Annotated in this window: 11 protein-coding genes; 7 read left to right on the top strand and 4 right to left on the bottom strand. The window is 61.9% G+C overall.

The window, feature by feature from the left end; translation table 11 throughout:
* Positions 1–29: 29 nt before the first annotated feature.
* The 4 genes from AD670_RS01030 to AD670_RS01015 all read right to left on the bottom strand — a co-directional run bounded on the left by AD670_RS01030 (position 30) and on the right by AD670_RS01015 (position 3,186).
* Positions 30–275: a GlsB/YeaQ/YmgE family stress response membrane protein gene (locus AD670_RS01030; protein WP_005792540.1), complete on the bottom strand. Its 246-nt coding sequence runs from the start codon at positions 273–275 to the stop codon at positions 30–32.
* A 105-nt stretch (positions 276–380) separates the two neighbouring features.
* Positions 381–1,466 carry a 5-(carboxyamino)imidazole ribonucleotide synthase gene (locus AD670_RS01025; protein WP_027608240.1) on the bottom strand — a complete coding sequence of 362 codons (1,086 nt, stop codon included), beginning with the start codon at positions 1,464–1,466 and terminating at the stop codon, positions 381–383.
* Between the two features lie 11 nt (positions 1,467–1,477).
* Positions 1,478–1,969: a 5-(carboxyamino)imidazole ribonucleotide mutase gene (purE, locus tag AD670_RS01020; protein WP_003176980.1), complete on the bottom strand. Its 492-nt coding sequence runs from the start codon at positions 1,967–1,969 to the stop codon at positions 1,478–1,480.
* A gap of 308 nt (positions 1,970–2,277) precedes the next feature.
* A complete protein-coding gene (locus AD670_RS01015; RefSeq protein WP_053127569.1) occupies positions 2,278–3,186 on the bottom strand; it encodes a LysR substrate-binding domain-containing protein in 909 nt (302 codons plus the stop codon).
* 182 nt (positions 3,187–3,368) lie between these two features.
* Here AD670_RS01015 and aspA point away from each other — a divergent pair, with 182 nt between their 5' ends.
* From aspA to AD670_RS00980, 7 genes are all read left to right on the top strand, one after another.
* The gene (aspA, locus tag AD670_RS01010) at positions 3,369–4,793 is read left to right on the top strand and encodes an aspartate ammonia-lyase (protein ID WP_025854459.1); all 1,425 of its coding nucleotides are present in this window, start codon (positions 3,369–3,371) and stop codon (positions 4,791–4,793) included.
* A gap of 392 nt (positions 4,794–5,185) precedes the next feature.
* The gene (locus AD670_RS01005; RefSeq protein WP_053127567.1) at positions 5,186–6,631 is read left to right on the top strand and encodes a sodium:alanine symporter family protein; all 1,446 of its coding nucleotides are present in this window, start codon (positions 5,186–5,188) and stop codon (positions 6,629–6,631) included.
* A gap of 76 nt (positions 6,632–6,707) precedes the next feature.
* Positions 6,708–7,685: an asparaginase gene (locus AD670_RS01000; RefSeq protein ID WP_053127565.1), complete on the top strand. Its 978-nt coding sequence runs from the start codon at positions 6,708–6,710 to the stop codon at positions 7,683–7,685.
* A 452-nt stretch (positions 7,686–8,137) separates the two neighbouring features.
* Positions 8,138–9,130: an AraC family transcriptional regulator gene (locus AD670_RS00995; RefSeq protein ID WP_053127563.1), complete on the top strand. Its 993-nt coding sequence runs from the start codon at positions 8,138–8,140 to the stop codon at positions 9,128–9,130.
* 133 nt (positions 9,131–9,263) lie between these two features.
* The gene (locus AD670_RS00990; RefSeq protein ID WP_053127562.1) at positions 9,264–10,298 is read left to right on the top strand and encodes a histone deacetylase family protein; all 1,035 of its coding nucleotides are present in this window, start codon (positions 9,264–9,266) and stop codon (positions 10,296–10,298) included.
* Positions 10,295–11,386, top strand: a complete 1,092-nt coding sequence (locus AD670_RS00985; RefSeq protein ID WP_053127559.1) for a polyamine ABC transporter substrate-binding protein — start codon at positions 10,295–10,297, stop codon at positions 11,384–11,386. The genes AD670_RS00990 and AD670_RS00985 overlap by 4 nt, the downstream gene beginning before the upstream one ends.
* Before the next feature lie 116 nt (positions 11,387–11,502).
* On the top strand, positions 11,503–16,128 hold the full coding sequence (locus AD670_RS00980) for a dermonecrotic toxin domain-containing protein (protein ID WP_053127557.1): 4,626 nt from the start codon (positions 11,503–11,505) through the stop codon (positions 16,126–16,128).
* The last annotated feature ends 1 nt before the right edge of the window (position 16,129 follow it).

Genomic DNA, 16,129 nt, shown 5'->3' with positions numbered 1-16,129 from the left:
TGCGCAGCGCAGAGGACTTTGTCGGCTGATTACTTCTTTTTGATCAGGCCGTAGATCACCAGCAACACAATGGCGCCGACCAGTGCGCCGATAAAGCCTGCACCTTGACCCGCCTGGTAGATGCCCAGTGCCTGACCACCGTAGGTCGCGGCCAGGGAGCCGGCGATACCCAGCAGAATGGTCATGATCCAGCCCATGCTGTCGTCGCCGGGCTTGAGGAAACGCGCCAGCAGGCCGACGATCAAGCCGATAAAGATGGTTCCGATGATACCCATGGCATTTCCCTCTGAATGAAGTGAGCTATGCCAAAGCCTAGACAGGCTTTGGCATCCTGCAATCAGAGGACGGCGATAACCGAATGGTTCCCGCCGATCCCTGGCTTATTGCTCGGCGATCAGCGCTTCGACCTTGAGGATCTGCGCTTGCAGCGTTGCGCGGTCCTTGCAGCGCAGGTTGGCGTGGCCGACCTTGCGCCCGGCCTTGAAGGCCTTGCCGTAGTGATGCAGGTGGCAGTCTTCGATCGCGATCACGCGCTCAACCGGCGGTACCACGCCGATAAAGTTGAGCATCGCGCTCTCACCGACCTTGGCCGTGGAGCCCAACGGCAAGCCCGCCACCGCCCGCAGGTGGTTTTCGAACTGGCTGCACTCGGCGCCTTCGGTGGTCCAGTGCCCGGAGTTATGCACACGCGGGGCGATTTCGTTGGCCTTGAGGCCACCGTCGACTTCAAAGAACTCGAACGCCATCACACCAACGTAATCCAGCTGCTTGAGCACACGGCTGGAATAGTCTTCGGCCAGGGCCTGCAACGGGTGATCGGTGCTGGCCACGGACAGCTTGAGGATGCCGCTGTCGTGGGTGTTGTGCACCAGCGGGTAGAAGCGGGTCTCGCCATCACGGGCACGCACGGCGATCAACGAGACTTCGCCGGTGAAGGGCACGAAGCCTTCCAGCAGGCAGGCCACGCTGCCCAGTTCGGCAAAGGTGCCGACCACGTCGGCGGCGGTGCGCAGGACTTTCTGGCCCTTGCCGTCGTAACCCAGGGTGCGGGTTTTCAGCACGGCTGGCAGGCCGATGCTGGCGACGGCGGCGTCCAGGTCCGCCTGGGACTGGATATCGGCGAAGGCCGGGGTCGGGATGCCCAGGTCCTTGAACATGCTCTTCTCGAACCAGCGGTCACGGGCGATGCGCAAGGCTTCGGCGCTCGGGTACACCGGTACGAACTGCGACAGGAAGGCCACGGTTTCGGCCGGCACGCTTTCAAACTCGAACGTCACCAGATCGACTTCGTCGGCCAGTTGGCGCAGGTGGTCCGGGTCGCTGTAGTCAGCGCGCAGGTGTTCACCCAACGCAGCCGCACAGGCGTCCGGCGCCGGGTCCAGGAAAGCGAAGTTCATCCCCAGCGGGGTACCCGCCAGGGCCAGCATGCGGCCCAGTTGGCCGCCACCGATTACACCGATTTTCATCGTCAACAACCTCAGGCGATACGTGGGTCTGGATTGTCCAGCACGCTGTCTGTCTGTTCAGCACGGAATTTCTTCAGCACCGCGTGGAACTGCGGGTGCTTGGCGCCCAGGATGCTGGCGGACAGCAGGGCTGCGTTGATCGCGCCGGCCTTGCCGATCGCCAGGGTGGCCACCGGGATACCGGCCGGCATCTGCACGATGGACAACAGCGAATCCACGCCCGAGAGCATTGCCGACTGCACCGGTACGCCAAGCACTGGCAGGTGAGTCTTGGCCGCACACATGCCCGGCAGGTGCGCTGCGCCACCGGCACCGGCGATGATCACCTCGATGCCACGGGATTCTGCTTCATCGGCATACTGGAACAGCAAATCCGGGGTGCGGTGGGCAGAGACCACTTTCACTTCATACGGAATGCCGAGTTTTTCCAGCATATCGGCGGTGTGGCTAAGGGTGGACCAATCGGACTTGGAGCCCATGATCACGCCAACCAATGCACTCATCGTCGTGCCTCTTCTCTCTGGGCGCCCGCAGGCGCGTCAAAAAACAACAAGCCACGCGGGAAATCCGGCGTGGCTTGTTGTACGAAATTTGGCCGGTTGGACCGGCCGAAGGCCGCGCAGTATACCGTAATAATCCAGATAAACAGCCCCTGGAATGACCATCTGTCCAGCGGCGCAAACCGGCGGTTTTATTGACCCTGTAGGAGCGAGCTTGCTCGCGAAGATCGCCAACGATGACGCGGGCGTTCTGAATGGATGCGGCGCTCTCAGGTTTTTCGCGAGCACGCTCGCTCCTACAGGGATCGCATTCAGGTACTTTGTGCCGCCCCACCTTCCAACTTACGCCACAACAACCGCACGTTCGCCTTGCGCACCAGCGCGCAGCGATACAGCCGAATCTCCAGCGGCACATGCCATTGCGGCCCGCCGCACACCACCAGTTCGCCTCGGGCCAGTTCGGCACGCACGCTCAACTGCGGCACCCAGGCGATGCCCAGGCCTTCGAGGGCCATGCTTTTGAGGCTGTCGGCCATGGCGGTTTCGTACACGGTGGTAAAGCGCAACGCGCGCTGGCGCAGCAGCAGATGCACCGACCGGCCAAGGAACGCGCCAGCACTGTAGGCCAGCAACGGCACACTGCCCTCGCCTTCCAGATCGAACAACGGCTTGCCATCCGCGTCGGCCGCGCACACCGGGAGCATTTCGGTATTGCCCAAGTGCAGTGAGGGGAAGATCTCGGCGTCCATCTGCATGGCCGCATCCGGGTCGTAGAAGGCCAGCATCAAATCGCAACCGCCTTCGCGCAGGGCGTGCACGGCGTCACCGACGTTGGTGGCAACCAGCCGTGTGGCGATGTTCAGGCCTTCGTTGCGCAGTTGCGCGATCCAGCGCGGGAAGAATCCCAGCGCCAGGGAGTGGGCAGCGGCCACCTGCATGACCTCGCCCTGCCCGCCTTCCAGGTGATGCAAATGGCGCAGCACTTCGCCGAGCTGCTCGACCACAGTGCGTGCGGTGACCAGGAACAGCTGTCCCGCCGCCGTCAGCTCAACCGGCGTGCGCGAGCGGTTGACCAGGGTCAGGCCCAGTGCGGCCTCAAGGCTGCGGATACGTCGGCTGAACGCTGGCTGGGTGACAAAACGCCGCTCCGCCGCCTGGGAAAAGCTGCGCGTCGCCGCCAGGGCACTGAAGTCTTCCAGCCATTTGCTCTCAAGGTTCATCACTGCCTCCCACGGGTACGCACCATTTTGGCACACACGCCCGCCATGATAGCCGGGTCACACTCACATTATGCCGTTTATGCATAGGCCAGTGTTTAACAGCATTGGCCCAAAATTTCCTACAGGCCTAGCATTCGCAGCGTTCCGGCCTGTTCCGGGTCCTTATCGAGATGATTTCCGTCATGTCCTCCGCCGCATCATTCCGCACAGAAAAAGACCTGCTTGGCGTACTCGAAGTACCTGCTCAAGCGTATTACGGCATCCAGACTCTGCGTGCGGTGAACAACTTCCGCCTCTCGGGCGTCCCGATTTCGCATTACCCGAAACTGGTGGTCGGCCTGGCAATGGTCAAGCAAGCCGCCGCTGACGCCAACCGCGAGTTGGGCCAGCTCAGCGAAGCCAAGCACGCTGCCATCAGCGAAGCCTGTGCCCGCCTGATCCGCGGCGATTTCCACGAAGAGTTCGTGGTGGACATGATTCAAGGCGGCGCCGGCACTTCAACCAATATGAATGCCAACGAAGTCATCGCCAACATCGCGTTGGAGGCCATGGGCCACAACAAGGGCGAGTACCAATACCTGCACCCCAACAACGACGTGAACATGGCGCAGTCGACCAACGACGCCTATCCGACCGCGATCCGCCTCGGTCTGCTGTTGGGCCATGACGCGCTGCTGGCCAGCCTCGACAGCCTGATCCAAGCGTTTGCCGCCAAGGGCGTCGAGTTCAGCCACGTGCTGAAAATGGGCCGCACCCAATTGCAAGACGCCGTGCCGATGACCCTCGGCCAGGAATTCCGCGCCTTCGCCACCACCCTCGGTGAAGACCTGGCCCGCCTGAAAACCCTGGCGCCAGAGTTGCTGACCGAAGTGAACCTGGGCGGTACCGCCATCGGTACCGGCATCAACGCCGACCCGCGTTACCAGGCCCTGGCCGTACAACGCCTGGCCGTTATCAGCGGCCAGCCAGTGGTCCCGGCTGCCGACCTGATCGAAGCCACCTCCGACATGGGCGCCTTCGTGCTGTTCTCCGGCATGCTCAAGCGTACCGCCGTGAAACTGTCGAAGATCTGCAACGACCTGCGCCTGCTGTCCAGCGGCCCACGCACCGGCATCAACGAGATCAACCTGCCGGCGCGCCAGCCAGGCAGCTCGATCATGCCCGGCAAGGTCAACCCGGTGATCCCGGAAGCCGTGAACCAGGTTGCGTTCCAAGTCATCGGTAACGACCTGGCCCTGACCATGGCGGCCGAAGGCGGCCAGCTGCAGTTGAACGTGATGGAGCCGCTGATCGCCTTCAAGATCTTCGACTCGATCCGCCTGCTGCAACGCGCCATGGACATGCTGCGCGAACACTGCATCGTCGGCATCACCGCCAACGAAGCCCGCTGCCGCGAACTGGTGGAGCACTCCATCGGCCTGGTCACCGCGCTGAACCCGTACATCGGCTATGAAAACGCCACCCGCATCGCGCGTATCGCCCTCGAAAGCGGCCGCGGCGTGCTGGAACTGGTGCGCGAAGAAGGCTTGCTCGACGACGCCATGCTCGACGACATCCTGCGCCCCGAAAACATGATCGCTCCACGCTTGGTCCCGTTGAAGGCCTAAGCGTTTGTTGCACCGCTCACCAGGTTGAGGGACTAGACACCTCTCACCTTTTGAGGGCCTGAAGGCTCGTTCTTCAGGCCCTTTTTTTTGCCTCAAGGTTGTGAAATGACGCCCATAAAAAATCCAATATCGCCCCGTAAACCTTCCTTGCCTGTAACAGCGTGGCTGAAACCTTTAATCAGCCCGAGCAGACGGATCACGTTCGCCTAGGTATAGTGCCGCCCCTCTTCGCGTCTGCGGCAGTCGGTAACGAGGCCCGGATACACGCGAAAGCGCATGAATAACAACACCCGCAAAAGGATTGGGGTCGAAACGTCGCGCACTGCCTGGTGCTATGCGAAGGCTCGGACCGTCCTGCGTTTGCCATTAGAAAAATCAGCGAGGAACACTCCATGCTCGAAGTCATCAACGACTTCCTCTCAGGGAAAGTACTGATCGTGCTCATTGTCGGGCTCGGCGGTTATTTCACGATCCGCTCGCGTTTCGTTCAGTTGCGTCACTTTTTCCACATGTTTTCGGTGTTTCGCGACAGCCTGAAAAGCAGCTCCGACCAACTCAGCTCGTTCCAGGCGCTGATGCTCAGCCTGGCCGGCCGCGTCGGTGCCGGTAACATTGCGGGTGTCGGCATTGCCGTGACCCTGGGCGGCCCGGGTGCCGTGTTCTGGATGTGGGTCACCGCGCTGGTGGGCATGTCTTCGAGCTTTATCGAGTGCTCCCTGGGCCAGTTGTACAAGCGCACTGACGCTGAAGGCACCTACCGTGGCGGCCCGGCCTATTACATCCAGCACGGTTTGCAGAAGCGCTGGCTGGGGATGGTCATGGCGTTCCTGCTGCTGGTGACCTTCGGCTTTGCCTTCAACGGCCTGCAAGCCCATGCCGTGACCCACTCGCTGAACAATGCTTTCGGCCTCGACACCACCTACACCGGCCTGGCCCTGGCGGCATTGCTGGGCCTGGTTTTCATCGGCGGGATCAAGCGCATCGCTTCGATCGCCGACCTGCTGGTGCCGGTCAAGACCCTGGTCTACATCGCCGTGACCCTGTATGTGATCGTGCTGCAATTCGACCACGTACCGGCCATGCTCGCGACCATCGTCAAAAGCGCCTTCGGCCTCGACCAAGCCTTCGGTGGCCTGGTAGGCAGCGCGATCATCATGGGTGTGAAACGCGGCGTGTTCGCCAACGAAGCCGGTTTGGGCAGTGCGCCTAACGTGGCGGCAGTCGCTTCGGTAGAACACCCGATCGCCCAAGGCGTGGTCCAGGCGTTCAGCGTGTTCCTCGACACCTTCGTGATCTGCACCTGCACCGCCTTGCTGATCCTGCTCTCCGGCTTCTACACCCCAGGCTTCGAAGGCGACGGCATTGCCCTGACCCAGAACTCCCTGGCCGCTGTCGTGGGTGACTGGGGCCGCATGTTTATCTCGGTGGCCCTGGCGTTGTTCGTGTTCACCTCGATCATGTACAACTACTACCTCGGCGAGAGCAACCTGCGCTTCCTGGTAGGCAACAACCGCAAGGTGCTGATGGGTTATCGCGCGCTGGTGCTGGTGCTGATTTTCTGGGGTTCGATCGAGAACCTGAGCACCGTGTTCGCCTTCGCCGACATCACCATGACCATGCTGGCGTTCGTCAACCTGTTCGCCCTGGCGTTCCTGTTCAAGATTGCCATGCGCATCCTGAACGACTACGACAACCAGCGCGCGGCAGGCATCAAGACCCCGGTGTTCGACTCCAGCCAGTTCCCCGATCTGGACCTGGACCGCACCGCCTGGCCGGCCAATCCGGTACAACCGCAAGCGACTCCAGCGGCTGAACTGAACGCTCAAGTACAACGCTGAGCGTAGACAGATGACACGCCGCCTGGCCTTGGGCATGCTCTGGGCCCGGCGGCGTTTTTCGTTCAGGAGAAAATTCATGTCCCCATCCCGCACTATCATGGTGCTCTACACCGGCGGCACCATCGGCATGCAGGCCAGCGCCAATGGCCTTGCGCCCGCATCCGGGTTCGAATCGCGCATGCGCGAACAATTGGCCGACGCGCCAGTGCCCGCCTGGCGCTTCCGGGAAATGTCCCCACTGATCGACAGCGCCAACATGACACCCGCCTACTGGCAGCGTCTGCGCACCGCCGTGGTCGAGGCCGTGGACGCAGGTTGCGATGCGGTGCTGATCCTGCATGGCACCGACACCCTGGCCTACAGCGCCGCAGCCATGAGTTTCCAACTGCTCGGCTTGCCGGCGCCGGTGGTGTTTACCGGCTCGATGCTCCCCGCAGGCGTGCCTGACAGCGATGCCTGGGAAAACGTCAGCGGCGCGCTAATGGCCCTTGGCGAAGGCCTGGCGGCGGGCGTGCACCTGTACTTCCACGGCGCGCTGATGGCCCCGACCCGCTGTGCGAAGATCCGCAGCTTTGGTCGCCATCCGTTTGCCGCGTTGCAGCGCAACGGCGGCGCGGCCAAGGCCGAGGCGCTTCCAGCGGCACTGGATTACCGCCAGTCCAAGGCCCTGGCCAACGTCGGCGTATTACCGCTGGTACCGGGCATCGCCGCCGCGCAGGTAGAGGCGCTGGTCGACAGCGGTATCCAGGCGCTGGTGCTGGAATGTTTCGGCAGCGGCACCGGACCCAGCGACAACCCGGCGTTCCTCGCCAGCCTCAAGCGCGCGCAAGATCAGGGCGTGGTCGTGGTGGCAATCACCCAATGCCATGAAGGCGGCGTGGAGCTGGATGTGTACGAAGCCGGCAGCCGTTTGCGCAGCGTCGGCGTGCTGTCAGGCGGCGGCATGACCCGCGAGGCGGCATTCGGCAAGCTCAATGCCTTGATCGGTGCGGCACTTTCCACCGCAGAGGTCCGTCGCCTGGTGGAGCTGGACCTGTGCGGCGAGCTGAGCTGATCTCCCACCCTTTCCCTGGCCGGTCGGCCCCTAGCATCATGGGTATCCACACAACTTTTCAGACCCTGAAAAATCTCCCTGTGGCGAGCGGGCTTGTCCCGCGTTGGGCTGCGGAGCAGCCCCAGTAAAGAAGAACGCGGTGTATCAAACACTCTGTAGAGGCTGGTTTTGGGGCTGCTCCGCAGCCCAACGCGGGACAAGCCCGCTCGCCACAACAGCCCTATCTGCCGGGCGTTCCGCGTTGGACCAGCGTTGTGTAGATACCTATGCCCTGACATGGAACACCCGAGCGACGACCTCGGGCCGTTTCCATCAAGGGGCTCAGCGAACAACAGCACATTGACTATTACCGCAGCGAAATCAGCCTGGAGACAGCCAGTCGGTTATTTTTTGGCCACAACTAGACGGCACAGTCCTTGCTGCCTCTGGCCAAACCCTGGCAGGACTCGCCCATGCTGCACTCGCACCTTACTACGCTCAACGCCGTCGCCCTGGTGCTCGACACCTTCCAGGCCGAAGGCGTGGCCAGCGAGGCGCTGCTGGCCGGCAGCGGTATCTGTGGCGAGGACCTGAGCCGCGCCGACACACGTATCACCACCAACCAGGAGATGCGGGTGTGTGCCAACGCCGTGGCACTGCGCCCGGACCTCGGCCTGGAATTGGGCCGCCGCATGCATGTGTCGTCCTACGGCATGCTCGGCTATGCGCTGCTGACGAGTGCCACTTTCGGTGACGCTTTGCGCCTGGCCCTGCGCTACCCGGCGCTGTTGGGAACACTGTTTGAACTGAGCCTTGAGGAAGACGGCGAGCGCGTCTGGTTCACCGCCGGTGACTACCGCGAAGCCCCGGCACTGGCAATGTTCAACGTCGAACTGTGCCTGGCCTCGCTGAAGGTGATCTGCGACGACCTGCTCGGCCACCCCCTGCCGCTGCTCGCCGCGCGCTTTGCACATGATGCCCCGGACTACCACCCGCGCTATGCAGAGCACTTTCCCTGCCCGTTGCAATTTAAGGCCAGCACCCATGCCTTCGCCTTCGACCAGCACTGGCTCAAGCAGCCCCTGCCCCTGGCGGATGCGATTACCCACCAGGCCATGGCCGAGCGCTGCCGCAAGCAGAACCTGGAGTTCACCGGGCGCCAGGCCTGGCTGGGCCGGATTCGCCAACTGCTCACCCGCCAACTCAACGCGGCGCCTGGCCTGGAGGGCCTGGCCGCGCAGATGAATTGTTCGGCGCGCACCCTGCGCCGGCACCTGCATGACCAGGGTTGCAGCTACCAGGAACTGCTGGACGAACTGCGCTTCGAACGCGCCAAGCAGTTGTTGGTGCAGGATCAGTGGCCGATCTATCGGATTGCCGAAGCCCTGGGTTTCAGCGAGACGGCCAGCTTCAGGCACGCGTTTGTACGCTGGAGCGGCGTGGCGCCGAGCCAATTTCGCGCATGATGCGCCATAGAGGGGCGAATTTCGGACAGACAATCTGGCCATATTGATCCCCTTTTGGCCGCTCCTGCCGTTCTCATAACACCCGCTGGCCGCAAGACTGCAGACACCGATACCGCCTGCGGAGAACAACAATATGCTGACGATCTACTCGGACGATCACCACCTGCACCACGGCCGGTGCGAATTGATGGACGGGCAACTGATGCCCTGCTTCGAAATGCCCTCGCGCGCCGACCACGTATTGCAACGGGTCAAGGACCGCGAACTGGGCCCGGTGCAAGCGCCGCAGGACTTCGGCCTGGCGCCACTGCAACGCATCCACAGCCGTGACTACCTGGACTTCTTCCAAGGCGCCTGGGCTCGCTGGCTTGAATTCGGCCAGGACGGCGACCTGCTGCCCTACACCTGGCCCGCCCGCACCTTGCGCCGAGTGCTGCCCACCAGCCTGCACGGCCAGCTTGGCTATTACAGCTTCGATGGCGGCGCACCGATCACCGCCGGCACCTGGCAAGCGGCCTACAGCGCGGCGCAGGTCGCCCTCACCGCGCAACACGCCATCCAGCACGGCGCCCACAGCGCATTCGCCCTGTGCCGGCCGCCGGGGCATCACGCCGCCGGCGATTTGATGGGCGGTTATTGCTACCTCAATAACGCCGCCATCGCCGCCCAGGCCTTTCTCGACCAGGGCCACGGGAAGGTCGCAATCCTTGATGTGGATTACCACCACGGCAACGGCACCCAGTCGATTTTCTATGAGCGCAGCGATGTGCTGTTCACCTCGATCCACGGGCACCCGGAAGCTGAGTTTCCGTTTTTTCTCGGCTATGCCGATGAGCTGGGCGACGGTGCCGGCGCGGGCTTCAACTTCAACTACCCGCTGCCGGCCGGTTCCGGCTGGGACACCTGGAGCGCCGCGCTGGAGCAGGCCTGCGAGGAAATCGAGCGCTACGCTGCGGACGTCATTGTGGTGTCCCTGGGCGTCGACACGTTCAAGGACGACCCCATCTCGCAGTTCAAGCTCGACAGCCCGGACTACCTGGCGATGGGCGCACGTATCGCCCGCCTGGGCCGGCCGACGCTGTTCGTGATGGAAGGCGGCTACGCAGTGGAAGAAATCGGCATCAATGCCGTCAACGTTCTCGAAGGTTTTGAGGAAGCAGCCCAATGAACAGGCTCAAGTCATTTGTGCTCTGCGCCGCCGTGCTCAGCGGCGCGGCCCACGCCGAAGAAAAAACCCTGCGGGTCTACAACTGGTTCGACTACATCACCCCCAAGGCCCTGGAAGACTTCAAGGCGCAGAACCCGAAGGTCAAGCTGGTCTACGACATCTTCGACACCAACGAAGCCCTGGAAGCCAAGCTGCTGACCGGCAATTCCGGGTATGACGTGGTGGTGCCGTCCAACGTGTTCCTGGCCAAGCAGATCGAGGCCGGCGTGTTCCAGCCCCTGGATCGCGGCCAGTTGCCGAACTGGAACCACCTCGATCCCAAGTTGATGAAGCTGATCGAAGCCAACGACCCGGGCAATAAGTTCGCCGTGCCCTACATGTACGGCACCATCCTGATCGGGTTCAACCCCGACAAGGTCAAGGCCGCGCTGGGCGCCGATGCACCGGTGGACAGTTGGGACCTGATCTTCAAGGAAGAGAACATCAGCAAGCTCAAGCAATGCGGCGTGGCACTGCTGGATTCACCGTCGGAGATCCTGCCCCTGGCCTTGCAGCACCTGGGCCTGGACCCCAACAGCAGCAACCCCAAGGACTATGAAAAAGCCGAAGCGCTGCTGATGAAGATCCGCCCATACATCACCTACTTCCACTCCTCCAAGTACATGGCCGATATCGCCAACGGCGACATCTGCGTCGCCGTCGGCTACTCCGGCAGCTTCTCCCAGGCCGCCAACCGCGCCAAGGACGCCAAGAACGGCGTGACCGTGGACATGCGCCTGCCCAAGGAAGGCGCGCCGATATGGTTCGATATGCTCGCGATTCCCAAGGGCGCGAAAAACCCGCAGGACGCCTACACCTTTATCAACTACCTGCTGCAGCCCGGGGTGATCGCACCGATCAGTGATTTTGTCGGCTACCCCAATCCCAACAAAGACGCGACCGAGCAGGTGGACCCGGCGATCCGCAACAACCCCAACCTGTACCCCACTGAAGCAGCGATGGCCACGCTCTACACCCTCAAACCCCTGGGGCGCGATGCCGAACGCGCCAGAACCCGCGCCTGGACCAAGATCAAATCCGGGACCTGATCGGCCACGGCCGCGGAGCCTGCTCCCCGGCCGTGATTACTTATCTACCGTCTTGCCCACCGCGTGGAAAATTACCGTGCAGCTCTTCATGCCTCATACCGGCCAAGGAGCTGCACATGCCCATCGAATCGCCCACCGCCAATAATCGCCCGCCCAGTTCCTATGAACTGCTGACGCAACTGAGTACGGGCCCCTCCATCCGCGAAGTCGCCGCCAACCTGTTGCGCTCATCGCTCAAGGAACAATACCCCGCACTGAATATCGACCCGGACCTGGCCATGGTCGTTACGCCGCACTGGCGCATCCTCAACGACGTCATCGAGCCCGCGCCCGCCTCCATGGAGTCACTGACCTCGATCCTGGCCAACCAGGCCTTATCGCCAACCCCGATCATCTATATCGACGGCGACCATTTCCTCACGCTTGAGCCGGACGCCGAGCCCATCGAGCACTTGCCGGTGGAGATCGATGCCATCGCACGGCTGATCAATGAGCTGGTGCCACTGATATTTGCAGCCTTCCAGGAGCAACAGCTCGATTACTGGAACACCTCCAACGGTGTTTCCGGGCCCCGCTGGCAGAGCCTCTCCCACTCCCTGCGTAACATGTGGAACGTCACCCAGCAGGAAGGCTGGGATGAACACGACTGCGCCATGGCCAGGATGCTGTTCCATTTCCCTGAGCAGGCCAGGCGCAAGGCCTTCGATACGTTTCAGACACATGCTTTTCTGATCGACGTGGATGGGCAGCACAACAACCAGTCCACTCACATTGGCCTGTCGGACATGGCGGTGTTGATCGGCAAACACGAACAAAACGAGCGGATTCTGGCCTATTCACTGCTTAACGGTTATGAGAAGTTCGAGTCGCTGGAGAAGCTCGGTGAATCACTGCCTTCAAGCCTGGTGCAATTTCGACCGAACGTCAGCGTGCAATGGCGACTGTACGAACCCGCCGGGAATTTCTTCGACAGCCTGGCGTGCAACCTGATCACCCTGCAATTGCAGGCCATCGGCTCGATTGGCTCATCCAACATCGAAGCACTACCCGCGCCTGTCTCCACCAGCCAGGCGGTCACCCGGATCCTGCCGGTGATTGAGGATTTGAGCGATCACTCGCTGTCGAGCATCCGCCAGATTCACGAACAACTCCCCGACTGGCTCGCCAACGCTTCAGACCTGGACGTGTCGACCTACAGCCGGTACGTGATCGATCTGGCCGAGCTGCATACCCACAACCTCGGCCGAACCTTCCAGGACGGCATACCACCGATTCGCGACTACGCCCGAGAGCAGCTGCAAAATAAAATCCAAGAACAGCCCAATGGCGCGGGACTGAACCTGGACGACGTCGAGATCAGCATCCAGAGCCCGGTGGTCTGGGGCACCTTTGTGCTGCCCGGTGCCAGCGAGATCACCCGGCGCAGCCTGATCGACCTGGCCCTGGAAAACCTCACCGGGTTACCCACCGGCACCCCCAGCGTGCACTACAACGGTCGCAAGCCCCCCACATGGCTGACGTACAACTACCTCAAGGACGTCATCGAAACCGTCGACATCGGCGAGCAATACCCGGCCCTGATCAAAAAAACCCTGCTCGACGACTCGAGTCAGTCCATAAGCCGGCAAGCCCTCTACACCTCGCACCTGCGAGTGCAACTGCCGCTGCTGGCGCTGCAATGGAAAATCCAGCGCCTGCATGGCCTCGATGATCGCGGCTACCGCTATATCGCCGCCGCCGTGCAGGCGCAGACCCACGAGCGGCAAGTCGATGGGCAAGAGATCGTCATCCGCCGCCTGGCATTCATGCCGACCTTGCGTCCTGGCAACCAACAGGATGGGGTAGCGAACATGTTCGTGATCGGCCCCCGCGACCACACCCAGGGTCCGTGCCTGCTGTATCGCCCACTGCTGGATCCGGTATTGGTGCAGTTTCCATCCCGGCAAAACCTGCTCTATGCCATCAAGCATCACCGCACCCTGCGCGATTCGGTGCTGGCCTGGTTGCCCGATGACATCCGCTTCAACTACGAGCAATACGTCTTCCCTGCCGCCCTGCCCTCGCCATGGACCGTCGTGCGCGGGCTGGTGGAACCGCAGGTGGTGGTACAAATGAGCGGCCCCATCGCCTTGAGCGATGAAGTGGTGGGCAACGACCCCCTGGCGACCCTGTTCAAAGACAACGCCAATGCCATGGTCGAGCTGGCCAACCGGCAATCGGTGTCCAACGCGCAGAAACGCTGGAACAGCTACCGACAGGCCGGCTGGCTGATTTTCAGCGCGGCGTTGCCATTCCTGGGGCGCACGGTGGGAATCGCCGCGTGGATCTGGCAAATCATGGATGACCTGCAAGAAACCTTCCGCGCTGAACCCGGGCCTGACGGCCAGGTTGCCTGGACCGCGCAAGTCGACCTGCTGCTCAACCTGGGTATGGCTCTGGTGCTGCATGTCGCCCTGCGCCATCCGCCGCAGCGACGTCCGCTCGACGCAGCGCCTGGCCCCAAACAAATAGAGCCTGAAACGACACAGGGGGAGCCTCCAGAGCAGGCACCGCCGCCGGTGCGCAAGGTGCTCGTGGAGCAACAGCCCAACCTGCCTGAAGCCGAACTGCCGGCTCGCCATCAAGACCTGCTGCACAGCAGTGGTGCGCTCAACCGCTCGCCCGCCAGCCTGGGAGCCACGCTGGACCGCTTCAAAGTCGACAAGCCCGCTGGGCTGGGAGAATCCATCAAAGAACCAGGGGCTCACCTGCACCTCTATGCCCTTGGCGATAAATGGTATGCACCGGTCAATGAACGCTGGTTCGAGGTGACGCTGGATGAAAACGAAAACGTCATGATCGTTGACCCCAGACGCCCCTCCCACCTCGGCCCTTTGCTGATAAGCAACCTGGCCGGCCAATGGTTCGTCGACACACGCTTGCGCCTGCGTGGCGCCGGGTTTCGGAATCGGCGCAGAACCGCGCAGGCGAAAAGACCTTCTCGGATCACTGAACTCAGGGAGCAGCTCAACACGTTCAATGCAGAGCAACGCCACGAACAGGCGCAAATCAACGAAGCCCGTGCCGCAATAGACCCACAACCCGGCCCTTCCGCCAACCGACAGCGCCAGACATTCATCGACAAAGTGGACAAGCGCCTGGCCGAGTACGACGTCCCCATCCGCCAGCTCAGAGCCCTGAAAGTCCTTGATACAGTGCCCAATTACAAGGGCAACATGATCGACTATTTGCACCAGCAACTGCTGCTGACCCGCTTCGCCGTCTCCGATAGCCTGCCCACTTTCCGCACAGAGTTGTTGTCGACTCTGGATGAGATGGAGGCCCTCGAACCGACGCAAACCCTGAGGCAGACGGCACTCGCCGAGAAAATGTCGAAGCTGAACCTGGCCATGATCAGCCGCATGGAATACGCGCAAACCCGTTACCTGCAACTGCAGGATCTGGGCGCCGAAGGCAACAAGGTTATCGCGGCCACCATCCGTGCCTTGCCCGAGTTCGATCTGCACGACCTCAAGGCCATGCAAATCACTCTGACCCGCTACCTGTGCATCAAGGAGGGCAGTGGTGAAGCAGTCTCCGATGCCCACAACCAGCTCAATCAAATCGTCAACACCGCCGACCTCAACATACAAACCTGGATCGAGACACTGCCCGACGCCAACATCAGCAATCCGGACGAGCGCCTTGAGGTACTCAACAGCCTGGTCGAACAATTCGCCCTCGTCGACCAACGCCTGCTGGACCTGCACGCCGAGCATCCAGAGCTCGTGCAGAGAGACCCCATCGAAGACCTTCGCCAGCGTATTGATGAATTCAACCAGCAAGCCGTCCATGAGCTGGCCAAACGCTTGAAAGAGCGCAAGCCACTGCAACCCAAGGCCGGCTCGTCAAAAGCGATGCAGGCACCGAAAAAAAAGGTCATCAAGACCCGCTTCAATGCCGTGGTCGTGGGAGAGCCACGGCCGAGCGAAGAAGGACTTCTGGATGTAAAGGCGCCGATCACGGGCAAGGTCATTGCGACCTTTCACGAGAAAAGTCCTGGGGTGTGGGTCGAGCGCACAAAGCCGACCCCTCGGCCGCAAGGGCCACAGGCTGTCGACCTGAATACCAGCATGAGCACCGCGCAGACCTTGCTTGATGAGGAACCCACCGCTACCCAGCGCATCCTGGCACAGTCGAGAAAGCCCGGGCGGCTCCCGGTGGAAATCGAAGAGATGCTGCACCAGCACGCCGCGCGCATGGAGCAAGCGGTAACCAACATCGAAGAAGCGCTGACCCAACGCAACCTCACCGAAAGTGATCGCCCCTCTGCCGCCACTCTCAACCGTAAACTCAACGACGCCGTTCAGCGGCTCTACGCCCTGGGCACCAGCACCCGCATCAGCATGAGCAAGCAGCAACCGCCCACTGCCGCGCGGGTGGAATGGCTGCACAGCCAGGGGGCGGTAAACATTGCCAAAGTCATCACGCGTCGACGTCTCAAGGGGGCCGACAAGAACTACCTGGATGAGTACGCGATCAGCGATCACCACACCCAGGAAGTGCTGTGGTATGCGCATTTCCACTACGAATCACCCCAAGCCGAGCTGGACCACTTCACCGCCGGCCACCTCAAGACCCGTGACCAGCAGAAACTCGGCGGTGCTATCCATCGTACCGGCCTGAACGATCGTGATCAGATTGCAATTTATCGCAGCGAAATCAGCCCGCAATTGGCCCGCTCGCTGTTCTTCCAGAACTGAG

Source organism: Pseudomonas sp. MIACH, assembly GCF_001269925.1.
Lineage (GTDB): Bacteria > Pseudomonadota > Gammaproteobacteria > Pseudomonadales > Pseudomonadaceae > Aquipseudomonas.
The sequence above is the reverse complement of the archived record's forward strand: the minus strand, read 5'-3'. Positions and strand labels throughout refer to the sequence as shown.